Below are 24,794 nucleotides of genomic sequence, written 5' to 3' on the forward strand. Positions count from 1 at the left end.
TCTGAACGACCAACTTTCTAACACAAATTCTGAGTTTTCACCAAAAATTAAAAAAGTAGTTATTGTTCGCAGCGATACATTTTCGTTGTGCTAGATGCAAAATTAAATAATCTGTCTCCAGGTATAAATATCAAATAAAAAATGGGAATAATAGAGGTTTTCACCATTCCCCGGCATTGTTTCCTGGCAATTAAATTTATAGGAGATACTAAGCAGATGGGCAATAATAAATTAAACTATGTTACACAATGTAAAATTAGTTAAATTGTCTCTTGGTCAGGGGTTTAGCCCTGAGTACATACCTTTAATTATTCATGCTTGTTTACTTTCGTAAAAAATTATAGTTACAGACCACTTGTGACCAAATTATCCAAGGGTTAAGAAAACGATGTTATGTCAGAGGGTTTTGACAGAAATGCTAGTTATCTTCTATGCTGGAAAACTTATTGAGGAGATTAATTATGTGTTGTGGCTTTGGCACAAACAGGTTAGCTGTCGAAATTAATGTACCTCATTTGCTGAATTCGATAAATTCGAGCCGTGAAAAATAAATTTTTATACCTGCCAAAAGCTAAATTCTGCAATAAAGGTGCTGCAAAATATTAAGACAGGAATCAGCAGAAACTTGGAAAGTGTCAATAGTAAATATAAGGTGTACCAATGGATTTATTAGAGTATCAAGTTAAAGAATGGTTCGGGAAAATAGGCATTCCGGTATTGCCTTCTCAACGAATTGACCATCCTACAGATTTGAAACGTTTAAAAATTCGTTTTCCAATTGTACTAAAATCTCAAGTACACGGAGCAGAACGGGCAAAAGCAGGTGGGGTCAGGTTTGCCCAAACAACTATCGATGCGATCGCAGCTGCTCAAAATATCTTTAATCTACCAATATGGGGCGAATTGCCGGAGGTTGTGCTGGCAGAATCTCAATACGATGCCAACCAGGAATTTTATCTCGCGGTGGTCTTAGATACTGCTGTCTGCCGACCAGTACTTTTAGGTTGCAAAGAAGCAAACATCGATTGGGAATCTGCTGGCGAAAGAATGCATCATGTTGTCGTGGAACAGGAATTTTCGCCATTTTATGCCCGACGACTGGCTTTGAAGATGGGTTTACAGGGGGCGCTGATGCAGTCGGTAAGTAGCGTTGTTCAGAAAATGTACCAGTTATTTGTGCAAAAAGACTTGGATTTAGTCGAAATAAATCCCTTGGCAGTCAGTGCTACTGGTCAAGTTATGGCTCTTAATGGTAAAGTCAGGGTCAATGAACGGTCAATCAAGCGTCATCCCGACCTTGCCGAGATGGCAGCAAAAATTATTAGCCGTAATACCAGTACTGGAATCAATGGTATATTGGGCGATTGGGATGGTGTAGAAATGCATGGGAAAATCGGTATTTTAGGTAATGGTACTGGTTCAGTCATGGCAACTCTGGATTTAGTCGCTAATGCTGGTGGCAATCCAGGTGTTTGCTTGAATCTACGTCATGCTTTCCTTACAGATACTAAACCAACTACCTTCCGCGATCGCCTAGAGACAGGTTTGAAAATGCTGGAGGCTGATAAAAGCATTCAAGTAATCCTAATTAACTTTCTAGGTAATATTCCTCAAACTGAGGAAGTAGCTGAAGTTATAGCCAAATTTGTGCAGCAAGACAGCAGCGAACTTAAATCACAGATTGTGCATTCTAATGGTATTAAAAGTAGGCGAGAACTGAAGTTTTCACCTTTGGTTGTCCGTCTTGCTGGTTCTGAATTTAATGCTGCTAGAAAATATTTAACAACGCTAAAAACCCACAGCGATGCATTACTTGTGGTAGAAAACTTAGATGAGGCAGTAGAAGCAGCAGTTCGTCTTGCTAAACCAACCGTTAGTAAGAAGTAGTAAAAATTGAATCAATACGACAGTGCAAACTTGTCGTTTTTATGCCCAGTATTCCAAGGCACTGGGTTGTTAAACTTAAGGTAATTTTTTATGAACTTAACGCCAGAGAGTAAAGTCTTAATTCAAGGCTTTTGTGAATTTATATCAAGCACTCATGTTGCTCAAATGCAAGCTTATGGCACGAATTTGGTAGCTGGTGTTAATCCTGGATGTGGCGGACAGGAACTGCATGGACTGCCAGTATTTGACTTAGTAGAAGAAGTAATAGAACAATTTGGGACAATTGACACAACAATTATCTGTGTTGACCCTTACGACGTGTTAGATGCGGCATTAGAAGCGATCGCGTCTCATATTCGCCAGATTATTATTATCACTGGTGGCGTGCCACCTTTAGATATGGTGCAATTACTCCGCAAAGCCGAAGCCTGTGAAACTTTGGTAATCGGGCCAAACAGTCCGGGGATCATTGTACCGGGAAAAATTCTCTTAGGGACTCAACCTAGCGAATTTTATACCCCTGGGACAGTGGGGATCGTCAGTCGTAGCAGCACACTCACCTACGAAATTGCCTACGAATTAACAAAAGCAGGTTTAGGGCAGTCGATTAGTGTCAGTATTGGTAGTGATGCGATCGTTGGTTCCTCCTTTCTGCAATGGCTGCAAATTCTCGATGAGGATGAAACTACAGAGGCGATCGTTTTAGTCGGTCAACCTGGTGGTGGTAGTGAAGAAGCAGCAGCGCGGTACATTACTGAGGCAATTGATAAACCAGTAATTGCCTATATTGCAGGCCGACTTGCACCACCAGGAAAAACTTGGCGACAAACCGGGACTTTAGCAACGGTTATCGGACGCGATCCTAATTTTGGCACAGCCCAAAGTAAATTAGCTGCTTTAAAAGAAGCGCAAGTTCCAGTAGCGGAACGCCCTTCTCTAATTCCCCAATTATTGAGAAAAGAGATTAACTAATTACTAATTCGTAATTCGTAATTGAATTCTTAACTACGAATTACGTTAGCGTAGCGGGGCGAAGCCCATTACGAACTACGAACTATTTGGTCAGTCTTGGGAACGATTTTGAGGGAATAGGTAGGCGATCGCAGCGTAACCTGAAAGACTGAGTAAACCAACCAAAAAAGCAGCTAAAACAAAAGTAGACATAATTTTATACTCAATGCAATTCCCAAATCTCAGCATCCATCAACAAACCAAGATTTGGGATATTTTCAAATTAGCAATTGGGTATGACACAGCCGTGACTACCTTGTGTCAATCCCTGGGATCTCAAGGTATTGTCTCAAGCCAAAGGCAGAAAAAACCGAAACGTACTGCCAACTCCCAACTCGCTTTCTACCTGAATTTTGCCGCCTTGTAATTCAATCAAACGTCGGGAAATAGTTAAGCCAATACCAGTACCCCCCGAATGGCGATCGCGCGATTGGTCGGCTCGCCAGAAGCGCTCAAACACATCAGGTAAATTTTCTGGAGCGATACCAATACCTGTATCCACAACCGCAATCCAGAGTTGAGATGCTTCAGTCCCAGCACGAATAGTAATTGAACCTTCATTTGTATAATGCACTGCGTTACCTAACAGATTAACCAACACCTGTTCTGTGCGGTCAATATCTGCCAATACAGGAGGCAACAGAGATGGACATTGCAATACCAAAACTGGCCCATCTTCCAACAGCTGGTCAGTGAATTTCTCCACTAATGACTCTAACAACGGACGCAGATTTACCCGTTGTATATTAATTGGCAAATAACCAGCTTCTGCCTTAGACAATTCTTGTAAATCGTTCACCAACCGTTCTAAGCGTCTAGTTTCTTTAGCTAAACGCCGATAAATTTCAGGAGACGCTTCAATTTCCCCATCAGCCAGTTCTTCCAAGTAACCGCGCACCACTGTTAACGGAGTCCGTAATTCATGAGTCATGTCTCCAATCACTTCTCGCCGCCGCGCTTCAACCCCTTCTAAACTGGCTGCCATCCGGTTGAAACTAGCACCCAGTCTATTAAGTTCTGGAATGTCAGACAGAGGTAATCGTGCATCCATCTGACCAGCAGCAAATTTTTGGGTGATTTGTTCCATCTCCGTCAAGCGTTGCATAATCCGTCTAGACACCCAGTAACTCAATCCTCCAGCTGCGGTGCTACCAACTAAGACTGACCAAATAGTGCTTCGCTGCCAAGCAAATTCAAATCCTGTAACCAATTTAGTACGAACATTGATTAAGTTGAACCCCTGATTTTCTAATCGTTCCAAATGCAAGATAAACAAGTGAGGGGAAGAGATTTTGCTGATGCTTACCAGACTAGCTAACCCTACAATCATTACTATTAAGTGGGAGAAAAATAGGCGTCCTCTCAGCCCCATCTTCATAACATTTACGCTACCAAAGGATCTTCAAATTTATAGCCAACCCCAACAACAGTTTTAATAAAAGTAGGATTTGCCGAATCAGGCTCAATCTTTTTTCGCAACCGAGCTACATGAGTATCTACCACTCGTTCATCGCCAAAAAAGTTATCTCCCCAAAGTTTATCAATTAGTTGAGTGCGGTTCCAAACTCGACCAGGATTGCTCACAAAGGTAGTTAGCAAGTTAAATTCTAGGGTAGTTAAGTCCAAAATCTCAACTTCCTGAGAATCCATCTGACGACTGGCAGTGCGCTGGTCTACATCGACAATAAAGTGTTGGGTACGATTGACTTGATGTTGTCCTCCTTGGCGGAGGCTACGCCGCAATAGTGCCCGTACCCTAGCTACCAACTCTCTAGGGCTAAAGGGTTTAACCATGTAATCATCAGCACCAGTAGATAAACCAATGACGCGATCAATTTCCTCACCCTTAGCCGTGAGCATCAAAATATAAGGATCTTTTGCACCTGGTTTCTGGCGAATTCGGGCACAAACTTCCAGCCCATCTAAACCAGGAATCATTAAATCTAAAATGATTAAATCCGGTGGTTGCTCCTGAAACATCCGCAAAGCATTGATGCCATCTCGCGTAGTGCGACAAAAAAATCCTTCTTTTTCTAAAGAGAGTTCAATTAAATGAGCAATTTCTGGCTCATCTTCAACTATTAAAATATCCATTTCAATATACGGTCGAGCAAAATAGGCAGATGGGATTGGGGACTAGGACGGATATGGATGGGGATTTAAACCCCACCCAATCTGATAACCGATAAACCTTTTATAAGAAGAATTCAGAAATCAGGAGTCAGAAAAAAGCCATGAATTCTGTACGAGTGGTTGATAGCGCAGCGTATACCCTTCGGGATGCTTCGCTTAGAGCGAGTCCGCGTACCCTTACAGGGAAGCAAGCTACGCTTTTAGCGTCTCGTAGAGAGCGTCTGAATATTGGTTTAAAACCTTGCCCGCAAGTGGCGCGAAAAGAATTAAAGTATTCCTCCTAATTAAAACTTCATCCCTTCATGGGTGGAGTATTCTGACTCCTGTATTCTGACTCCTGACTCCTGTTTATAAGCTTGCAATAGCTCAGTATAGATTTCGATAGATTTGAAATAGGCTATTTAAAGATTTGAATTGGAAGGCGTGCGATAACTATAGCCAAGATTAGAATCTTTTTGAATGTATGTTTTAATACTATCGAGATCAATGAAGCAGTCAGCAACATCAATCAAACTTTCACTAGTCGTTGTTTGCAGGCTGACCACTTCTACCCGAACCCCCATTCTGCTGACGGCGTTCACAGCGTAAGCTAAGTCCCCATCTCCACTAACTAAAACGGCAGTGTCATAATAAGGAGCTAAAGTGATCATGTCTACAGCAATTTCTACGTTCAGATTTGACTTTTTGAAATTCTCTGCTGCTAGAACAAGCTCTTTTGCCACTACACGATAGCCATTACGACGCATCCACAATAGAAAACCCTGTTGCTTTTCATTGCTGAGATCAACCCCAGTATAAAAGAAAGCACGCAATAGTCTAGAACCGTTAGTTAAATGACAAAGCAATTTCACATAGTCAATTTCTATACCCAACTGTAAAGCTGTATGAAATAGGTTTAAGCCATCAATAAAAATAGCAACTCGACCACGATTCAAGCTATTGAAAATCGAATCATCAGGTGCAGTATCATGCATCTTCTTAGTATCTTTACCTTTGACAGCACTATCACTCAAATTTTGCCCTTGCCAATTGGGTTTAGCTTTAAGTATTTTAGGTTCCTTAAATTCATTTCTTTGTTTGCTAAAATTAGTTATAATCATTGATACCTCTGATTTTAAAATTGGAAAAAGTTTTGAGTAAATTGTCTATAGTATAGTCTGTGCTGATTTATAAACCTACTAGGTAATGGTATTAAGTCACTAGATGCAAATAAACTTAACTGTCGCTAAACAGAATTAAAAGTAGGCGAACCAAGGGTTTGTCATCTTTGTCAGGGTGGGTTGAACAAGATATTACCTATGCCCACAGATATGTTAATCTTTACCTACCGAGACAGCAAGAGTCTGGAAAAAATAAATCTTTTGTTCAAGTAGGAACAATAAGCTGGGAACCTCATCTATCTATATTTTATTTTACCTCTGTATTTTAATAACCTTATAGATCAAATACTGGCAAAATTAGAAGCACTAACAATGTAATGTGCGATGCCTGCGGCGGGCTACGCCAAAATACCTCAAAAGCTAGGTTGTACTAAAATATTTAAGTAATATTTAATGTAATAAGCACTGACGAAAATATTAGATTCCCGACTTTTTGAAAGAAGTCGGGAATCTGAGTCTTAGGCTTTAGCTGACTTGTTCTTAGATGTGTAGTAAACCTTACTACCAGTATCAGGTACAAAATGGCAACTGATACATGAATTCCATAATGACTTCCAAATTGGTTCTTCCGATTTATGGAAATACTCGCCCATCACTGGTTTTATTGCCTCAGTTGCCTTCAGCAAATTGTAGTGAGGGATATTGAGGAATATATGGTGAGCAACATGAGTACCGATATCGTGATGGATATGATTAACCAAACCATAATCACGGTCAATACTAGAAATTGCACCTTTCAAGAAAGTCCAATCTTCTCCACGATACCAAGGAAGTTCTGGCTCAGTATGGTGCAAGAATGTCACCAAATCTAGCCAAACTATGAATACAAGGTAGGGCACTGCATAATATTTCAGCAACCACATCCAACCCCATTGGTAGGTGAGGAAACCTAGCAAACCAACCATGCCAATCAAAAGTACAGTGCTAGTGAGGACATCCCATTTTTCTGATGGCTTGAAAAGTGAACTACTGGGTAAAAAGTGGGAGCCTTCTTTATTAGGAGAACGCTTAAACAGATATACAGGATAAGCCAAGAGAAAAACATAATATCTGCCTATCTTTTGGGCTAAAGGCATATCTTTATATTGGGATTCTGTCACAGGATACCAGCTTTCATCGTTATCAATATTGCCAGTATTTTTGTGGTGAGTTCTGTGACTAATCCGCCAACCATGATAAGGAACAAGTATTGGTGTGTGAGAAAGATGTCCAATCAAATCATTGAGCCATTTCTGCTTAGAAAAAGATTGGTGTCCGCAGTCATGCCCGACTACAAACAAAGCCCAAAACATCGTTCCTTGCATTAGCCAGAAAATCGGAAAGAAAAGCCAAGAATCCAGGTAAGAAGCAACTGCATAAAGCAGACCGATAATCAGGATATCACGAAAAAAGTAAAAAAGTGATTTTGTCACATTGGGCTGAAAGCATTCAGCAGGTATTGCAGCTTTTAAATCCCCAAGTGTGAAAGGTAATTTAGTTGTATCCTCAGAAGTTTCACTGTTAAGAGGATTGTTGAAACTGATGGTATCTAATTGCACTGGATTCTTTTGTTGAATAGAAATCGGAACTTTATTTGAGACAAAATTATCTCATCTTTAGGATGCCCACGACATTAGCGATCGCTAACAAACAAGAGGATAATTTCTGGCAATTTATCTAATAATTTTATTCAGTAAACAATTGCCAGATTCTATATAAACACAGCATGATAAACGCTCTTGTTGGTTCAAGAGCGTGAGTGTAATCAGAGCGCTATTTATCGCTCTGCGTAATGTTCGTTGAAAGTCTTATAGCCAACATCAGTTGTGTATAGTTGGCACTGGTCTGTAATCTGCTTCATTAAAGGCCAAGAAAACTGACACTCATCATGCAGATAAGGCTCCCAATTTTCTTTGATGCTGCTGTAAGCTAGCCGCAAATTATAAGACGGAATTGCAGTGGAAATATGATGAGGCACATGAACATTGATATCGTGGCACAAAATTTCTACCCAGCGCGGATAATCGCAATGAATAGTGCCATTTAGCTGTGCTAAAGCTTCGTTCCACTTGTTCGCTGTCGCAAAAGGAACATCTGCGGCAGTGTGGTGAACAATAGTAAAAGTACTCATCCAAAAATGGTAAATCATCCAGGGCACTAGCCAAAACTTGACAAATCCCCAGATACCAGTTGTGGCGATGAGAATTGGGAAAGCGATCGCCGCAAACACAACTACTACTGCCACAGAAAGCTTGATACTCGATTGGTCTTTAGTTTTGAAGTTCCGCCAATCAAAATGCACCACAGCCCAATGTCCAATGGAACCTACCCACCAGAGGCGTTTACGCATGAACAACTCAAAAGCAGACTGCCGGGTTTTATCCCAATCTTCAAACACTTCCGGTCTGATTGGATGCCAAGCGTTATCCTCATCCAGTTTATTGGTATGAGTATGGTGATAATTATGCTTAATGCGCCAACTGTGAAAGGGATAAATTAACGGCATCATGAAGAAATGCCCCACCAAATCATTTACCCAACGACTTTTGGCAAAAGACCTGTGACCACAATCATGGCCAATTACAAAAAAACCTGTTAAAGCAGTGCCCGTAAAAATCCAAGCTAGAGGCAAGAGAAACCAAGGAGTGATAATCAGGCTGTAATAGCCCAGTGCAACCGCCAAGACACTGAGCAGTACTTGTGTCCAAGCTTTGCGACGGTTTTGTTGAAAACATTCCCGTGGCAGGGTTTTGACAATATCTTTGAGCCGAAAGTCGGAATTACTAGGCTCGTCACTTAGTTTCTGGCTATTAATTATTGATGTAGTCATGGACACCTAAAAAACAACAAACTCCTCCACCAAGTCACCAAAAAAGTGGCTTGCCGCAAAATTTCTTAATATTAGCGCTTCGGATTATAGCAATCTAACCGACACAAGCGCACCAGTAAATAGCTTTTTCAAAAGTGAGGAGTTAGAAGTGATGAGTTAAAAACGTTACACATCCTAACTCCTGTAGAGACGAGATTAATCGCGTCTCTACCCCTAACTACTTTTTGTTGGGGCCAACTTCACATTAGTAGCCAGACCAACTGCTTGCAGCAATTGAACAGTCATCCAAGTTAAATCGATTTCCCACCATTCCAGCCCATGACGAGCCGAGTATTGAAAAGCATGATGGTTATTATGCCAGCCTTCACCGAAAACTAATACGGCTACCCACCAGCAATTAGTCGATTGATCCCCAGAATCATAGCTCCGATAGCCAAATTTATGAGTAGCGCTGTTCACCAACCAGGTGCAGTGGTAAACCCAGACAATGCGAACAAAAATTCCCCAAATAACAAAAGGCCAGCCACCCAGAAGCAAAAGCAATACGCCTAGAGCAACCTGGATCAAAATGAAATATTTTTCTAAAAACTGATAAACTGGGTCTTCTGCAATGTCTTTGGTGAAACGAGGAACATCAGCGTGAGCGGGACAATAATGAATCAGCCAATCCATGTGGCTCCACCAGAAGCCTTTAGTAGAATCATGGGGATCAGCGTCAGTATCGGAGTGTAAATGATGAATGCGATGTGTCCCGATCCATTCAATTGGGCCGCCTTGACACGAGAGTGTGCCGAAGAAAACCAGGAGATATTCTAGCCACTTGGGAGTTTGAAAACTGCGGTGGGTGACAAGGCGATGAAATCCTAGAGTAACGCCCAAGCCGCCAGTTACCCAGTACAGCAAGAAACCCACACCAACTGCCGTCCAGCTAAAGTTACCAGGAACAAAGGCAAATAAAGCGCCGATGTGCAGTCCAATGAAGAACAGGGTATTAACCCAGTTAATTTGAGGTTTGGTTGAAGTAGCAATTGTCATGCAGTAACCTGAATTTGATTTTTCCAGCCTAGTCTGCGCGATTTTAAAATCCGCATATCTATAATTTAATTTTTTTTGAACGAGGAACTGATGAACAGCTTAGAGCAGCTGCAGCAAGCAGAACAGGCACTATTAGAAATTTTTTCTGGAATTGACACTCATATCAAGCATAATCTAAAACGAGTGCTGGATGCCTTTCGTAATCACCGTGTAGGCGCACACCACTTTGCTGGTGTAAGTGGCTATGGTCACGATGATTTAGGACGAGAAACTTTAGATAAAGTTTTTGCCGAAGTTATGGGTTCTGAAGCTGCGGCCGTGCGGGTGCAGTTCGTTTCAGGAACTCATGCGATCGCTTGTGCTTTGTTTGGTGTTCTCCGTCCTGGAGATGAAATGTTAGCAGTGGTCGGTTCTCCCTACGATACGCTTGAAGAAGTCATTGGTTTACGAGGTAAAGGTCAAGGCTCCCTTATCGAGTTTGGCATAAATTACCGCCAATTGGAGCTAACCAGAGAAGGAACTATAGATTGGTCATCTTTAAGTACTAATGTGACTGAAAACACTCGTTTAGTGTTAATTCAGCGCTCATGTGGCTATTCTTGGCGACCTAGTTTATCAATTGCCGATATTGAAAAAATCGTCCACTTAGTCAAACAGCAAAACCCGAACACCGTTTGCTTTGTGGATAACTGCTACGGCGAATTTATTGAAACCAGGGAACCTACAGCCGTAGGTGCTGATTTAATGGCGGGATCGCTGATTAAAAATCCTGGGGGAACCATTGTTAGTGCTGGTGGTTATGTTGCCGGCCGTGCCGACTTAGTAGAGGCATCCGCCTGTCGCCTCACTGCTCCCGGTATTGGTAGTTATGGCGGCGCTACTTTTGACCAAAATCGCCTGCTGTTTCAAGGCTTATTTCTAGCGCCGCAAATGGTAGGAGAGGCAATGAAAGGGACGTATTTAACTGGTTATGTATTTGACAAACTCGGTTATCCAGTTAATCCGCACCCTTAGCTCCCCGTGGAGATGTAATTCAGGCAATAAAACTTGGTTCTGCCGAAAAGCTAATTGCTTTCTGTAAAGCCATACAACAGCATTCTCCCATCGGTTCTTACTTAGACCCTGTTCCAGATGAAATGCCGGGGTATGAGAGCCAGGTGGTCATGGCTGGAGGGACATTTATTGAAGGGAGTACCTTAGAATTATCGGCAGATGGGCCTTTGCGTGAACCCTATGTGGTTTATTGCCAGGGGGGAACTCATTGGACTCATGTAGCGATCGCACTGGAGGCTGCTATCAATGCAGTTGGCAGTATCGATAGACAGGAGAATCGTCAGGAATGAGCGATCGCCACAATATTACTACTGCTACACGCCTGAATGTCTATATCCAAGGTCAAGGATTCCCCATTTTGGGCTTACATGGCCATCCTGGAAATGGTCGTAGTCTTTCTGTCTTCACCAATCATTTATCAAAACGCTATAAAACTTTTGCCCCTGATTTACGCGGATACGGCAAAAGTCGCTACAACAGCAATTTTGACATGAATGACCATTTGACTGATTTAGAAGCGCTGCTAGACCGCTTAGAGATTGAAAAGTGCCTAGTATTGGGTTGGTCACTTGGGGGCATTCTGGCAATGGAACTAGCATTACGTTTACCAGAGCGCATTACTGGGCTGATTTTGGTGGCGACAGCTGCAAAACCCCGTGGTAGTCATCCTCCTATTAGTTGGCAAGATAATTTATATACTGGCGTTGCTGCCCTATTGAACTATATAAAACCGAGTTGGCGATGGAATATTGAAACTTTTGGCAAGCGATCGCTCTTTCGTTACCTAATCCAACAACATACACATAGCACTTACAATTACATAGCTAAAGAAGCAGTACCAGCTTATTTACAAACTTCCCCTGCTGCTACTCGCGCCCTTTATAGTGCAATTCAATCGGGATACAACCGACTTCTAGATTTGCAACAAATTCAATGTCCTAGCTTAGTACTTGCTGGTGAGCAAGACCGCCACATCACATCTAATTCCAGCTTAGAAACTGCTGGACACCTGCAAAATTCTCAGTGGCAGTGCTATCCTCATACCGCCCATCTTTTTCCTTGGGAAGTCCCCCAGTTGGTTCTCAGTGACATTGATCGTTGGCTGGAAGAACATCCGCAGGTAATCAGTAGTCAATAGGTAAAAAATTTTGACTATTGACGAAGAATAAATGGAGAAAGAAGATGTGGTGACGCAGTGAGTAAAAGAATTATCTGTGTCTTTGCGTCTCCATATCCCTACATCGTGTTTATTCTCTGGCCTAACTTAAATTTGACCGCCAAAGGCAGGCTGTACTTTGCGGTCAAATCTTTCCCCCAAGTCGTCAGCAATTGTTAAGGTATTAGGTTTGCAACGCTTGACATTTACAACAATTCCCGTAGCTCCTTCAAGCTCCAAATCTTCTATGTATCCTTTGCTTGCTAAGGTTGCATCAGAAGAACTCAGAAATGGCCCGAAGTAGTACGTGCAACGGGGATTCTGCGTCACAATCTCTACCCACCAAGCCAAGCCGAGGTTCTCGAACGTGTTAATCAACACTTCCTTGAGGTTATGCCAAATGGTTTTCATGGTTTTCGCCGATTTATAAACGTGCTACAGGGTGTTAAACGATATGATGCTTTATTATCTTTTACATTTCTTTATACTCTGTTACTGTTATTTTTTCAAAGAAATTTTTTGTAATTTTTCTAGGTGCAGCGTATTTAGCGATCGCTGACGATAAACTTCATAAAGCGCCATACCCGCCGCTACAGAGGCATTGAGGCTGGGAGTTTTACCCTGTAGAGGAATCGATACTAAAAAATCACAGGAGCGTTGAGTTAACATACCCAGACCTTCACCTTCTGAGCCGATTACCAAAACGATGGGGCCAGTGAAATTAACTGTATGCACAGGTTCGCTTCCACTTGCAGCAGTGCCATAAATCCAAAAGCCAGCTTCTTTTAATTCTTCTAAAGCACGACCGAGGTTGACAACTCTAGCTACAGCAAAATTTTCTAAAGCACCTGCTGCAACTTTCATTACAGTAGAAGTGATGCCAGATGCTCTTCTTTGGGGAATAACTAACCCTTGAGCGCCTATTGCTTCGGCAGTGCGAATAATTGCTCCCAAGTTGTGGGGATCAGTAATTCCATCAGCCACGACAATTACAGGATCGGTTATAGATTTCGCTTGTTCCATTAGATCCGCCAATTCGATGTAGGCGTAGGGAGCAGTTTGTGCTGCCACACCTTGGTGATTGGCCCCGTTAGTAAGATGGTCTAAACGCTTGGGTTCAACCTCATCAATAACTGTGCCATTTTCCTTTGCTTGCAAGAGGAAATGGTGAAAGCTGGGATCGTAGCGCAAACGGGTAGTAATCCAAATCCGATTGAGATTGCGCTGATTTTGCAAAGCACTCAATACGGGGTGACGACCGTAGATGAGATCGTTATCTTCTTCTATCGGTTGTGTAGATACAGACGGCTGGGAGAAGTTGCTATTTCGTTGTCGGGAGTTGCCATAGCTGGAGTTGCTATCTATTTTCCTGGGATTGCGAGTCGGATTAACAACAGAGATGGTATTGCCATCTACTTTTCTGGGATTGCGAGTCGGATTCGCAACAGAAATAGGATCGCTATCTATTTTTCTGGGATTGCGAGTTGGATTCGCAGCAGAAATAGGATCGCTATCTACTTTTCTGGGATTACGAGTCGGATTCGCAACAGAAGTAGGATTACTATCTACTTTCCTGGGATTACGAGTCGGATTAGTAACAACACGTTTACCTTTAATTTTTACGGGTTGTCCACGATTAGCTTCGCCAGAAGTCTTGACTTTTCTTGGTTTATTCTGCATTTGAGTTATAGATATAGCGTATGGTTGATCATCCCGATTACCTCAATTTTTTGAACCTAATCTAGTGTTGTGCCTACTGTGAAACTGAGTTTTCACTCCTTTTCTATATGAAGTATTTGCAACAGTTCGGTTAGACGCTGGTAATCGGTGAGATATAAGTAGCCAATTAAGGTTTCTAGACTAGTTGCCTGTTGATAAATTTCGGGATTAAGTCGCTTAGGGCGTCCTGTTGCGGCGTTTCTACCCCGTCGGACAATTTCTAATTCGGTATCCCTGAGATGAGGAATCAGCGATCGCAAATGTAGCGCTTGTGTTTCCGCTCTTACCTGCTCCACTACCAGACTATGGTAAATTCCTGACCGCTGCAATGGCAGCAGATAGAAAATTCTAACATACAACTCATAAATTGCATCCCCCAAATATGCTAAAGCAATAGGAGAAATGTTTTGCACTTGTGAGAGAGAAATCTGTTGGAATGGCGCTGTGGTTGCCAAGAGTGCTTGGTTCCAAGATAAACTCTGTTTGGGAGCTTTATCTTGTCCATCTAATAGCTCTTCCTCCTGTGACTTCACAAATAAATCATTCCTTGATGGGCTACATTTGGCAGGCAATCTTTACAAAGACTGACTTTTCTGAAGTATGCCATGCTAATATACTTAGCATAATCAATACTATCAAAATTACTTCCTAATTTCATCTTTTTGATTGATAGTTGGCATTTTTAAGTCACCCTGATGTCAATAGCCTATAAACCAAATTTCGCCTACTTCTTGTGGTGTAGGGCTAAAATGGGGTAAAATTTGGACATCAAATTCACCCTTTTACTTGATCGCATTGCCATCCTTACTTAGTAAGCTGCAACTATTCACTATACAGTATTAAGCCAACTCCACCTGTAGATAAATCTACTGGCTTTGCATTTCTGACAAATTTTTCAGACTTGATTGTTTATCAAAACAGAATTCAGGAGTCAGGAGTCATAATCAGCTTGATTGAAGAAGAATTCAGAAGCCAGAATTCAGGAGTCAGAATCAATGAGTGGGGGATTCAGACCCGCCACTCATTGTAGACCACCAAATTTTCAATTTGGTGGGGGTCTTAAACCCATTTATTCAGACGCGACGCTCGAGTACTCGCTAACGCTGCGCTATCCGCCAGTCGCGCAGAATTCATTCTGAATTCTGGCTCCTGACTCGTGAATTCTGTTTGATCAATTGGAGTCCGGCAGACGGATGAATAAACGGCAGTTTTGACCCCACACTAAAGAAAGCATATTTAGCGGTCAACTAAACAGTGTTAGGTCTGAATTCCCCACGCTTTCCATTCTGACTCTTGAATTCTTAATTTAACTTATATTTTAGCCAACTATTACATAGCTAAGAACTGGTTGTTTATATCTTTTTATTGCTCAACTTTAAACATAATAGTTCAACTGGCTTTGTGCCTCTCCCACAAGGAGAGAGGTTTTTTTTGCCAGAAGTTTTAAAAATTAAGCTATCCGATGTTGAATCTAAATAGCTAAATTGAACTCTCAGGTCGAGCTATCAAGACTACTTGACGTTTTCTAGAGCGTCTTCAACTGATTTTTGCAGGGAGAGAAACTTCTCTAGGCGAACAAGCTTGACCGTTTGAGTTACACGGGCATTTGTGACAATTTGCAAAGTGCCATCAGCAGTTTGAGCCTGCTTGGCTAGCTGCACCAGAGCGCCTAAGCCAGAGCTATCAATAAAGTCGATTTGTGAGAGATCCAAAATAATGTGCTTAGGGCCCTCATCAATCTTGCTGCCAAGTGTCTTGCGAAATGTCGGCTCAGAAAAAGCATCTAACAAACCTGTGAGGCGGAATAGCTGACAGTTATCCCGGACTTCACGAGTGCCCCTCAGGCTAACGGTTAGATTTAGTGGCTCAGCAATAATTCCCTCCTCATGAGTTAAAGTGAACGCTCAAGTATAGATGGTTTTTGAGCAAATTGTCTACAATCTGCTGGAATAGGGCATTGGGCATTGGGCATTGGGCATTGAGTATTGGAAAACTCTTCCCTATTCCCCATTCCCTATTCCCCATTCCCCATTTCCTATTTTTACCTCACCTCTGCCACGGCTTGACGTGCTGTTCGCATGGATTGAACAAATTGCTCAAACAAGTAATCAGCATCGTGGGGGCCAGGGCTGGCTTCTGGGTGATACTGTACGGAGAATACAGGTAGAGATTTATGACGTACTCCGGCAATGGTGCGATCATTTAAATTCAGGTGACTGATTTCCACATCTGCCGTAGGTAATGAATCTGGGTCAATAGCAAAACTATGGTTTTGGCTGGTAATTTCTACCCGTTGTTGTAGGCCTGCTGGCTGATTCAAACCACGATGACCAAATTTGAGTTTATAGGTTTTTGCCCCCAGTGCATGACCTAAAATTTGGTGTCCCATACAAATACCAAAGATGGGTTTTTGACTTAACAGGAGTGCTTTGGCAGTTGCAATCCCTTCGGTGACGGCAGCAGGGTCGCCAGGCCCGTTAGAAAGAAATACACCATCTGGATTGTATTTGAGAATTTCCTCTGGTGGCGTATCAGAGGGTACAACAATTACCCGGCAACCATAACTTACTAAGCGACGTAAAATATTACGTTTAACGCCAAAGTCAAGGGCAACAACGGTAAAGGGTTCTCCAAGATTTTCCGCAGCCTCAGAGTTGAATTCCCAAGCTGCAATTGTGGGATCTGACCATTCGTAAGCCTTTGCGGTGGTAACTTCACGAACCAGATTCAATCCTGCCATGTTGGGAGCTGCTTGTACCCGCTCTAACAATTCCGCTTCATCGAGAATGGTTGTAGAAATGCCACCGTTCATCGCTCCGAACATCCGAATTTTGCGGGTTAGGGCGCGGGTATCGATGCCGTATATCCCTGGTATTTGGTTTTGTTTGAGGTAGTCAGGTAAAGATTGTGTCGATCGCCAGTTACTTGGACGTTGACAAATATTCCGTGCGATCGCACCCTGCACTTGGGGGCCATCTGATTCTTCATCTTCAGGATTTACGCCGGTATTTCCCAATTCAGGATAAGTAAAAATGACTATTTGACCAGAGTAACTAGGGTCAGTCAGGACTTCTTGATAGCCGGTCATGCCAGTGTTGAAGACCACTTCTCCGATCGCTGTTCCCGTAGCACCGAAAGACCAACCGCGATAAGTGGTTCCATCTGCTAGGACAAGTAAAGCTGGTATTGAGTCAGTCAGAGGCATAGTAAATTGGGGAGTGGGGAGTGGGGAGTGGGGAGTGGGGAGTAGGCAAAACAGTTCTGAGTGCTGAGTTAGGAGTTAGGAGTTTGGAGTTATTCTCCCCTCTACCCCACTTAGCACTCTTGAGAGGCGTTGGGAAAACTCTTCCCCATTTCCTACTCCCCATTCCCCAATACTGCGATTGTTAATTATCCCATGAGTTGAGCTATTGGAAGTTTTTAAGATAGTTAATTAAAATTAAAAGGGAATTATTTAAAGTAGCGGGAGTGGATTTGGCAAAGCTTGGGCAGTTAAAATTAATTATGCTTCAGTTTTTTTTATCCCGTGTAACCCTAATTTTTGTATCAAGCGCTCTAGCGGTTTTGTCTGTTGCCTGTAGTGAAGACAAACGGAACACTGCAACTGGTGGCAATGAGCAACCCACGCCAATTGGGGTGGCATCAATTCAGCCTGCTGTTGAACCAGTCACACCAGCAGCTACCCCAGAAGTACAACCGCTAGATTCGTCTGAAAGTGAACCAAGTCTTTTTGAGATGGGGCGAGACAAAGCTGTTGGCGCTTGGAGTATCAGCCAATCGGCTCAATCTCCAGATGACTGGAATTTGGTGGCGAGTCAGTACCAACATGCGATCGCGTTGATGGGAAAAGTGCGACGACAAAGCCCAGAATTTGCGATCGCTCAAACTAAAATAACTGAATATCGCCGCCAAGTTAAATATGCCCAACAGCAAGCTAATCCTCGCCCTGTGCCAGTTAGGGAACCTCAAAAAATAGTCGTTGTTGTTCCCCAGATGGCAACCAAACCAAAATATATCTCACCTCCACAAGAAACAAAACCGTTGTCACCAGAGCCAGGTTTGCCTTCATCAGCAGTGGTAATTCCAGATCAGGAAGTATTTACAGCCCCGATTAAAAGGCGAATTGGTGGCACGCCAATTGTGGAAGTCACCTTCAATGGCCGACAACAATTTGAGATGATCGTGGATACGGGAGCAAGTGGGACTGTGATTACCCAACAGATGGCTAATGCTTTAGGAGTCGTGACAGTGGGAAAAGCTAAAGCAAACACCGCGAGTGCCAGAGCTGTAGAATTTCCGGTGGGCTATGTTAATTCGATGGCAGTTGGCGGGGTAATTGTAAATAAAACACCAGTTGCGATCGCAGGTGCGGAACTAGAAACTGGCCTTCTAGGACATGACTTTTTTGGCAATTACGATGTCACCATCAAACGTAATGTCGTAGAATTTCGTCCGCAGTTGCGATCGCAAATTAATTCCCCAGAAACTCAACTAACTGCTCCAACTTCGTCCAAGCTGCCCCACTTTGTAGGATATCCTTAGCGATTTTAATCCCTTGGGCGTGATCGAGGAAAGCGATCGTACCCGCTACTTGTAGCGCCAATGACGCATTCAAAGCGACTGCATCCTGTTGCGCCTGAGTTCCCTTACCTTGGAGTACAGCCTTGAGAATCACCGCATTCTCTTGCACATCCCCACCCCGCAGCATACCTATGGGAGCAGGCGTTAAATCCAAATCTAGGGGATTAATGGTAGTTAACTGCACTTCTCCTTCTGATAACACTGCCAAATCAGTTAAATCTCCTAACCCAGCCTCATCAAGTTTTTCTCGCCCGTGTAGCACAATTGCCTTTTCTTTGCCCAAATTTTGTAAAGCTTGGGCAACAGTTGCCAAAAGCTTGGGAGTAAATAAGCCCACCACTTGCCCAGTTGGACGCAAGGGGTTTACCAACGGCCCCAGCAGATTAAACACTGTTCGTACCTTCAAAGTTCGCCGTAATTGGGCAACTGCCTTGAGTGCTGGATGCCAACCAGGGGCAAACAAGAAGGTGATGCCAACTTCTTGTATTGCTGCTTGCACTTTTTCGCTAGAAGCACTTAAGTTGACTCCCAAGGCTTCCAAAACATCTGCACTTCCTGTGAGACTTGACGCAGAACGATTGCCATGTTTGGCCACCGATACACCAGATGCAGCAGCAACAAAAGCAACCGCCGTAGAAATATTAAAAGTTGATGATCCATCTCCACCAGTGCCACAGGTATCAATTAGGGAGATTGGTGATTGAGTCGATTTTTCTCCAGCCCCCATTTTTGATTGAGACTGTAATACTTCGGCCATACCGGTCAACTCGTCGGCAGAAATGCCTTTAAAGTTCAGCGCTGTTAAAATAGCCCCTGATAACTCTGGAGGAACGGCTTCACTGAGCCATCCTTGCATCAATTCAGCAGATTGAGTACGGGATAATGATTGTCCATCTATCAATTGTTGCAGCAAGATATACCAGCTAACAGAAGATTCTTGAGCAGGGATTGGGAAAGTTGTCATAGCTAAGGTTTATGGTATTGTAGGGTGCAGCTACATTGAAGGGTATGGGAGCTATCCTACCGGAAAATTGGCAGTTCTCAAAGTTAGCTTGACTAGAGACGCAATTCCTCGCGTCTCTACAGATTGCGATCGCCTAGCTCTAACTATTTATGAGGAAATCTGGCCCATAATTACCACTACCATCAGGTAATGGGGTTTGCATAAGTTTAACAGCAGATTCTTTCAACTGAAACATATCACCAATTGCAGTATTAAGGAGGTCTTGATTGCCATTATTCCAAGCACCTTCAAGATTATCTAAGACTAATTGAAAAGTGTTGTTAAAGGTATCTAATAGCTGTTGAACTTCTTGAGGTGGATTATTCCAACCACCTTTAGGAACTTTCGCCATTTGATATGTCTCAGGAAATGGAACAACATCACCTGCATATTTCCACATACCATCAACTTGAATCAATCTTTGTCCATGAGAAATTTCATCAAATTTATAATAATGAGCTAGTTCTCCCTCAAATTCGTCTGAATCTGGTGATAAGGAAGTTCCTTCTCCTTGCACCTTAATTTCATTAATTGCCTTCTCTACATCAGCAAGTGTGTTGATTGCGTATAATTCATGTTTTGGCCCAACTGCCCCAGTTAGCTGATTAGCACCAGTCATCTTAGGTTGCAATTCTTTAAATGCTTCAAGGATTGCATCGTAAAAAGCACCAATGGTGGGAAAAGTTTCGCCTAAAAAGAAGGCAATTGGCCCACTTTCAGGATATTCAATTTGTTTGCAAACTTCATCTAAATAAGTCTTACTCAGACCTGCCAAATATACAGTCAACTGAGGTCGTACACCTCCTGGTAAGGGGCCTGGATAAGTAGGTAAAACGGTGCTGATTTGTGGTTTGCCGCCGATAGTTGTCAACATATTAGCTACTAATCCCATGTGTAGCATTTCTTCAATTAGAACTGTGCGAATCAATCTAGCAGCAGGTGCTTGCAAATCTTTAATAGACCACCAAGCACAAAGATATGGTGGTAAAGTAGCTAACTCCAGTTGTATAGCTGCATTTAAAACTGTTCTTGAGCCAGTCAATATCTCTTTCTGCGCTTTCAGTTTGTAAAAGTTCTGCAATTGAAGCATTCTTAATTTCTGTAAAACTCATAAATTTTCCTTGACTATTGGTTGCGAAGAATCAATTAATATACGGTAACTTCCGTATATTCCCGCTACAGGATAGCTTTAGCTCTAAGTGTTAAACTTCAGTGATAATACTGGTATACTCTTAGAATCAAGTCAAGATTTATTGAGAGCTACTAATTCTATTGCAGAGATTGCGATCGCACTGGTGTCATACCATTTCCAAAAATTTATGAAAAAACCTGCCAATCTTTTAAAAAGACTAGCAGGTATGGCTTATCATCAATCGGAGCGGCGGGATTCGAACCCACGACCTCCACTACCCCAAAGTGGCGCGCTACCAAGCTGCGCTACGCCCCGGTCAGAATTACCATCATATAGCAAAACTCTAAGATAATCAAGAGGTAATATTTAAAAAACCTTAAGCATCTCAGTCGCTTGCAGTAAATCTAGAACAGCAGAAGCATCCCATTTACCTTCAACACATCGCCCTGTATTCAAGATGAGGCGTAGGCTATAAGCATGAGGAAAGCCTTCTACCTCCATCCATAATAAATCGCTCTCGGCTTCACAAGCAATTTTTTCTTCTTCCATCAATTCAGTTGCAAGTTGCTTCATGGTGTCTGCTAGCTGCGCTAATAGACGGCAAAAATCATTCAACTCGGCTTCGGTTAACTCTATTGCCCAATCATCTGTACCCACTAAACCTTTAAATTCAGGTGCATCGGGGTTCCAACCAATACGCCAACCCGATCCGCTTTTGATAACGCGTTCCATAGTTTAGTTTTTAAAGGCAGAGGTACGCAGAGGCGTAACGCAAAGGAATGGTCATTTTAGTAGTTCAGCACCTCCTCGTTGTGCTGGCTGTGGAGTAGTTGATGTATTCGGACTGGGTGCGGTGTTGGTGTTAGGAGATAAGGTATTTTGGGAAGTAGGATTAAATATATTGACTAAGACTTGCACTAAGGCATTTCGTTCGCTGCGGGTGAGACGAGTGATTGCTTTGCGATCGCCTTCTATCGGATTTTGCCGTAATGAATCGTTGCCTGGATAGGTAGTATCATACATAATTTCATTCGCACCTAGGTAATCAGCTAAAGTTAGCTTCCAATCGAAGCGATAAATTGGGGCACGCCCTTTGGTATAAATATGGTATCGGATCAGGCGAGTTACTAAGGTGTTGTTTTCAGCAACTTTGCCATTTTCTTTACTGATATACTTGTTTTCCCGTGGTAAATCTGGCAACTGTTGATACACTAGCTGCCAAACATCGCTTGGAGTGATTCTCTGAGCATATACAGGTTGGATACTAAATAAATTTTTCTGTATTGATTTGTCCGCCCCTGAACCCAAAACAATTACACCCACTACCATTAAGGCAGTGAGTGTCTGCCAGGGTTTAAATAGGGATTGAATGAACGAGAAATTTTTGCTCATCCTACCTTCTCTAAAGCCTTTTTTATAGTTCGCCGATAATTTCTGGCTGAGTCAATTCATCGGACATTTCGATAATTGCTCTTAGTACTGGCTTCATCATTGCATCTTCGTTACTTTCAAAGTCTTCGTAACGCCGACGTTTAGCACGATTTGCCACCTGAACCGTAATGCGGTAACGATTTGAGGCTGCACTAATCAGATCCTCAGCACGGTGCATAATCTGAGACTGAGTTGTCTCGAACTTAGAACGCTTTAGCATAATCAGTGGTTCTTGGGGTCATTATCCAGTGTAACAGTACTAAATCAGTCTGCTGCTGTCTGTTTAATGCCAGCAACCTCTCTATTGATAGAGGCTAAGATATTTTAGTCACTTTATAAGTAACTTGTAGTATTAAATAACGCACCCTCATGGCTGACCTTGTGGAAACTGCGATCGCAGCAGGTAATTTCAATACCCTAATAAAGGCTGTTAAAGCTGTCAATCTCATAGAAACTTTGAAAAATCCTGGTTCTTTCACGCTCTTTGCACCGACTGACGAAGCTTTTGATAATCTGCCAGAGGGAACTTTAGATTCGCTATTACAAGATATCCCCAAGCTCCAGAAAATTGTGGCGTATCATGTTGCTAGTGGGGATGTTCGGTCTGATGATTTGGCACAGATTAATGAGGCACAGACGCTTGAAGGGTCAATTGTAGCCATTGAATCTGCCGACGGTAAGTTTAAGGTGAATGACGCCAATATCGTCAAAACAGATATTCTGACAGACAATGGCGTGATCCATATTATTGATGCGGTGTTGATGCCTGCAATGGTGGCGGGAAGGTAATGTAATTGGGCATGGGGCATTGGGCATGGGGCATTGGGCATTGGGCATTGGGCATTGGGCAAGTTATTCCATTCTTGCTTCCCCTGCTTCCCCTGCTCCCTCTAATCCCCAGCCCCCAGAATGCACCCACTGCGTGCGGGGACAGTTAACGACAACTGCTGAGTTTCTCCTTCACCATTCCACTCAACTTCAGCAGTGCCATATAAAAGCTTGTTGGGTTGAGTACGCAAACTGACGACATCTGCATTCGCTGTTGCCGAACTTGTGCCAGCGTTGACGGCAATTATCAATTCTTCTGTCCCTAGAGTTCGCGCAAAGATATAAATTTGTTCTTGAGCATGGAGAACTTGGTAATCACCTGTACGCAAGGCTGGGTATGTGTGGCGCAGGGCAATTAATTGACGGTGAGTATTGAAAATTTCTCGATTCCAGTTAGCTTCTAAGGGAAAGCCACGCCGTGAGTCTGGATCTATTGCACCTGGTAAACCAACTTCATCACCATAGTAAATACTGGGGGCACCGGGAAAGGTGAGTAGCAATAGAGTTGACAATTCTATACTACCTATATCACCGTCTGCAATGGTCATCAATCTAGCTGTATCATGACTTGCTAGCAAATTGAGTTGAGTTAGCTGAATTTCCCAAGGGTAAAGTTGCAGTACTTCTTGGATTTTGGTAGCGTACTCGGCGGCAAATAAGGGTGGGTAGGGTTGATAGTCGCGGCTTTGGACTTGTTCTAAGTCTACGCGATCGCCAGCTGCAAAGGCAATTGTCGGCCCAGCAAATAGATAATTCATCACGCCGTCAAATTGCGTTCCATCCAACCACTCACGGGAATCTCCCCACACTTCGCCGACAATATAAGCTTCGGGATTGATGGCTTTGACGCGATCGCGAAATTCCTGCCAAAAACCAGGAGTTTTTATTTCAAATGGTACATCTAATCGCCAACCATCAATGCCGAATTTTATCCAATATTCGGCAATTTCCATAATGTATTCTCGTACTTCTGGGTTGTCGTGGTTAAATTCTGGTAAAGCACGATTTCCTGCCCAACCTACATAATTAGCAGGGAATTCCCCATTGTATGCTGAAAGGGGCCAGCCTTCAATTTTGAACCAATTTACCCAAGGTGAATGGGGGCCATTTTCTAAAACGTCGTGGAAAAAGAAAAAGCCCCGGCTGGAATGGTTAAACACTCCATCCAGAACTACTTTGATATTCCTTTGGTGGGCTGCATCTAGCAATTCCTTAAAAGCCTCGTTGCCCCCTAACATCGGGTCAACTTGATAATAATCGTGGGTATGATAGCGGTGATTGCTGGCAGATTGAAAAATGGGTGTGAAATAAATCGCGTTAATCCCCAAATCCTGGATGTAGTCTAAACCCTCCATGATGCCCCATAAATCGCCACCTTTATAGCCTTGGAGTGTTGGCATAGAGTCCCAATCTTCCCAACGGGCTTCCCGCAATAACCGTTTGCGCGGCTGTTTGCTTCTAGCAAAGCGGTCTGGGAAGATTTGGTAGAAAACCGCGTGCTTTACCCAGTCTGGTGTTTGAATTTGCATGAATAACTTTTTGTACCTTTAGAAGCGATCGTTGCAAATATTAGCTTTTTTATGGCTCTTACTTATGATAGAGAATCTGTCATCTGTCAGTAGTCATTAGTGATTTAACTTTTTTCCTGCTGTTTTATACGTAAATGTTATCAGTCTTAACTATTTTGATTGCAGTTTGTTTTGGTTTTTAACAGATCAACAAGTTAGACCTATCATTGATATCATGTGCGACTTAATATTTATGTCAATTGCAAGCGAAGCGCGGCAATCCCAAAGCCTTGCGATTGCTTCATTCCACTTCGTTGCATTCGCAATGACATATCGTAAGTGATTTGC

At 42.7% G+C, this 24,794-nt stretch carries 22 protein-coding genes, 1 tRNA gene and 1 pseudogene; 6 read left to right on the plus strand and 18 right to left on the minus strand.

What is annotated here, in order from left to right; genetic code table 11:
* Positions 1 to 660 precede the first annotated feature (660 nt).
* Positions 661 to 1,887 (plus strand): succinate--CoA ligase subunit beta, encoded by a 1,227-nt coding sequence (locus ANSO36C_RS30275; RefSeq protein ID WP_251957772.1) that lies wholly within the window; start codon positions 661 to 663, stop codon positions 1,885 to 1,887.
* Between the two features lie 90 nt (positions 1,888 to 1,977).
* Positions 1,978 to 2,859, plus strand: a complete 882-nt coding sequence (locus tag ANSO36C_RS30280) for a succinate--CoA ligase subunit alpha (RefSeq protein WP_251957773.1) — start codon at positions 1,978 to 1,980, stop codon at positions 2,857 to 2,859.
* Positions 2,860 to 3,187: 328 nt separating this feature from the next.
* Here the strand turns inward: ANSO36C_RS30280 and ANSO36C_RS30285 are convergent, their stop codons facing one another.
* From ANSO36C_RS30285 to ANSO36C_RS30310, 6 genes are all read right to left on the minus strand, one after another.
* Positions 3,188 to 4,276 carry a sensor histidine kinase gene (locus ANSO36C_RS30285; protein ID WP_251957774.1) on the minus strand — a complete coding sequence of 363 codons (1,089 nt, stop codon included), beginning with the start codon at positions 4,274 to 4,276 and terminating at the stop codon, positions 3,188 to 3,190.
* 5 nt (positions 4,277 to 4,281) lie between these two features.
* Positions 4,282 to 4,992, minus strand: a complete 711-nt coding sequence (locus ANSO36C_RS30290) for a response regulator transcription factor (RefSeq protein WP_251957775.1) — start codon at positions 4,990 to 4,992, stop codon at positions 4,282 to 4,284.
* Positions 4,993 to 5,432: 440 nt separating this feature from the next.
* Positions 5,433 to 6,131, minus strand: coding sequence for a LabA-like NYN domain-containing protein (locus ANSO36C_RS30295; RefSeq protein ID WP_251957776.1), 699 nt, complete (start codon positions 6,129 to 6,131; stop codon positions 5,433 to 5,435).
* A 518-nt stretch (positions 6,132 to 6,649) separates the two neighbouring features.
* The gene (locus tag ANSO36C_RS30300; protein ID WP_251957777.1) at positions 6,650 to 7,729 is read right to left on the minus strand and encodes a fatty acid desaturase; all 1,080 of its coding nucleotides are present in this window, start codon (positions 7,727 to 7,729) and stop codon (positions 6,650 to 6,652) included.
* Between the two features lie 218 nt (positions 7,730 to 7,947).
* Entirely contained in the window at positions 7,948 to 9,000 is a 1,053-nt protein-coding gene (locus ANSO36C_RS30305) for a fatty acid desaturase (RefSeq protein ID WP_251957778.1), read from the minus strand.
* Positions 9,001 to 9,213: 213 nt separating this feature from the next.
* Entirely contained in the window at positions 9,214 to 10,035 is an 822-nt protein-coding gene (locus ANSO36C_RS30310) for an acyl-CoA desaturase (RefSeq protein WP_251957779.1), read from the minus strand.
* 90 nt (positions 10,036 to 10,125) lie between these two features.
* Here ANSO36C_RS30310 and ANSO36C_RS30315 point away from each other — a divergent pair.
* Together ANSO36C_RS30315 and ANSO36C_RS30320 are read left to right on the plus strand one after the other, a co-directional pair.
* Positions 10,126 to 11,378 (plus strand): annotated as a pseudogene (locus ANSO36C_RS30315) (methionine gamma-lyase family protein).
* Complete coding sequence (locus ANSO36C_RS30320) at positions 11,375 to 12,226, plus strand: alpha/beta fold hydrolase (protein WP_251957780.1); 852 nt, start codon at positions 11,375 to 11,377, stop codon at positions 12,224 to 12,226. Before ANSO36C_RS30315 ends, ANSO36C_RS30320 begins: the two are co-directional and overlap by 4 nt.
* Positions 12,227 to 12,352: 126 nt before the next feature.
* Here ANSO36C_RS30320 and ANSO36C_RS30325 read toward each other — a convergent pair whose 3' ends face one another.
* The 5 genes from ANSO36C_RS30325 to carA form a co-directional block, all read right to left on the minus strand.
* Positions 12,353 to 12,655 (minus strand): DUF1816 domain-containing protein, encoded by a 303-nt coding sequence (locus ANSO36C_RS30325; RefSeq protein ID WP_251957781.1) that lies wholly within the window; start codon positions 12,653 to 12,655, stop codon positions 12,353 to 12,355.
* 87 nt (positions 12,656 to 12,742) lie between these two features.
* The gene (rlmB, locus tag ANSO36C_RS30330) at positions 12,743 to 13,924 is read right to left on the minus strand and encodes a 23S rRNA (guanosine(2251)-2'-O)-methyltransferase RlmB (protein WP_251957782.1); all 1,182 of its coding nucleotides are present in this window, start codon (positions 13,922 to 13,924) and stop codon (positions 12,743 to 12,745) included.
* A 92-nt stretch (positions 13,925 to 14,016) separates the two neighbouring features.
* Positions 14,017 to 14,496: a Mini-ribonuclease 3 gene (locus ANSO36C_RS30335; RefSeq protein WP_190941075.1), complete on the minus strand. Its 480-nt coding sequence runs from the start codon at positions 14,494 to 14,496 to the stop codon at positions 14,017 to 14,019.
* A 978-nt stretch (positions 14,497 to 15,474) separates the two neighbouring features.
* Positions 15,475 to 15,840 (minus strand): STAS domain-containing protein, encoded by a 366-nt coding sequence (locus tag ANSO36C_RS30340; protein WP_251960482.1) that lies wholly within the window; start codon positions 15,838 to 15,840, stop codon positions 15,475 to 15,477.
* Positions 15,841 to 16,004: 164 nt separating this feature from the next.
* Complete coding sequence (gene carA, locus ANSO36C_RS30345) at positions 16,005 to 17,168, minus strand: glutamine-hydrolyzing carbamoyl-phosphate synthase small subunit (protein ID WP_251957783.1); 1,164 nt, start codon at positions 17,166 to 17,168, stop codon at positions 16,005 to 16,007.
* Positions 17,169 to 17,467: 299 nt separating this feature from the next.
* Between carA and ANSO36C_RS30350 the strand changes: the two genes are divergently transcribed.
* Positions 17,468 to 18,505 carry a retropepsin-like aspartic protease family protein gene (locus ANSO36C_RS30350; protein ID WP_251957784.1) on the plus strand — a complete coding sequence of 346 codons (1,038 nt, stop codon included), beginning with the start codon at positions 17,468 to 17,470 and terminating at the stop codon, positions 18,503 to 18,505.
* Here the strand turns inward: ANSO36C_RS30350 and trpD are convergent.
* The 6 genes from trpD to ANSO36C_RS30380 all read right to left on the minus strand — a co-directional run bounded on the left by trpD (position 18,435) and on the right by ANSO36C_RS30380 (position 22,330).
* Positions 18,435 to 19,508, minus strand: coding sequence for an anthranilate phosphoribosyltransferase (gene trpD, locus ANSO36C_RS30355; protein WP_251957785.1), 1,074 nt, complete (start codon positions 19,506 to 19,508; stop codon positions 18,435 to 18,437). The genes ANSO36C_RS30350 and trpD overlap by 71 nt on opposite strands.
* A gap of 139 nt (positions 19,509 to 19,647) precedes the next feature.
* Complete coding sequence (locus ANSO36C_RS30360) at positions 19,648 to 20,637, minus strand: ferritin-like domain-containing protein (RefSeq protein ID WP_251957786.1); 990 nt, start codon at positions 20,635 to 20,637, stop codon at positions 19,648 to 19,650.
* Between the two features lie 283 nt (positions 20,638 to 20,920).
* Positions 20,921 to 20,994 (minus strand) — tRNA-Pro (locus ANSO36C_RS30365).
* 51 nt (positions 20,995 to 21,045) lie between these two features.
* Positions 21,046 to 21,411 (minus strand): DUF1818 family protein, encoded by a 366-nt coding sequence (locus ANSO36C_RS30370; RefSeq protein ID WP_251957787.1) that lies wholly within the window; start codon positions 21,409 to 21,411, stop codon positions 21,046 to 21,048.
* 51 nt (positions 21,412 to 21,462) lie between these two features.
* Positions 21,463 to 22,071 (minus strand): hypothetical protein, encoded by a 609-nt coding sequence (locus ANSO36C_RS30375; RefSeq protein WP_251957788.1) that lies wholly within the window; start codon positions 22,069 to 22,071, stop codon positions 21,463 to 21,465.
* A 22-nt stretch (positions 22,072 to 22,093) separates the two neighbouring features.
* Positions 22,094 to 22,330: a DNA-directed RNA polymerase subunit omega gene (locus ANSO36C_RS30380; RefSeq protein WP_094351515.1), complete on the minus strand. Its 237-nt coding sequence runs from the start codon at positions 22,328 to 22,330 to the stop codon at positions 22,094 to 22,096.
* Between the two features lie 149 nt (positions 22,331 to 22,479).
* Between ANSO36C_RS30380 and ANSO36C_RS30385 the strand changes: the two genes are divergently transcribed.
* Positions 22,480 to 22,899: a fasciclin domain-containing protein gene (locus tag ANSO36C_RS30385; RefSeq protein WP_251957789.1), complete on the plus strand. Its 420-nt coding sequence runs from the start codon at positions 22,480 to 22,482 to the stop codon at positions 22,897 to 22,899.
* Between the two features lie 101 nt (positions 22,900 to 23,000).
* Here the strand turns inward: ANSO36C_RS30385 and ANSO36C_RS30390 are convergent, their stop codons facing one another.
* Complete coding sequence (locus ANSO36C_RS30390; protein WP_251957790.1) at positions 23,001 to 24,467, minus strand: glycoside hydrolase family 13 protein; 1,467 nt, start codon at positions 24,465 to 24,467, stop codon at positions 23,001 to 23,003.
* Positions 24,468 to 24,794: the final 327 nt, after the last annotated feature.

Origin of the sequence: Nostoc cf. commune SO-36 (genome assembly GCF_023734775.1) — a bacterium.
Lineage (GTDB): Bacteria > Cyanobacteriota > Cyanobacteriia > Cyanobacteriales > Nostocaceae > Nostoc > Nostoc commune_A.